At 69.0% G+C, this 442-nt stretch carries 1 protein-coding gene; it reads left to right on the top strand.

Annotated elements, in window-relative coordinates; genetic code table 11:
- A partial coding sequence (locus EEB19_RS26400; protein WP_187590293.1) for an alpha/beta fold hydrolase occupies positions 1–442 on the top strand: 442 nt, incomplete at both ends.

The raw sequence follows: 442 nt of genomic DNA, 5'->3' as shown, positions 1-442 counted from the left end.
CTGCTGGACCATCTCGGCATCCGCACGCTGAAGGCCTTCGTTGGCTATTCGTATGGCGCGCTGGTCGGCCAGCAGTTCGCGATCCGTCATCGTGCCCGCGTGCGTCAGCTGGTGCTGGCCAGCGGTGCGCACCGACCGCATCCGTATGCCGCCGCCTGGCGCGCATTGCAGCGCCGCGCGGTCGCGCTGGGCCAGCTGCAGTGCGGCGAAGACCACGGCCTGGCCCTGGCCCGGCAGTTCGCCATGCTCAGCTACCGCACCCCGGAAGAGTTCGGCGAGCGCTTTGATGCTGCGCCGGAGGTCATCAATGGCCGCGTGCGCGTGGCTGCCGAAGACTATCTCGACGCGGCCGGTGCGCAGTACGTCGCGCGCACGCCAGTGACCGCTTACCTGCGCCTGTCCGAATCAATCGACCTGCACCGCGTCGATCCCACCGCGATCC

Origin of the sequence: Gordonia sp. OPL2 (assembly GCF_003797825.1) — a bacterium.
Taxonomy (GTDB): Bacteria; Actinomycetota; Actinomycetes; order Mycobacteriales; family Mycobacteriaceae; genus Gordonia.
The sequence above is the reverse complement of the archived record's forward strand: the minus strand, read 5'-3'. Positions and strand labels throughout refer to the sequence as shown.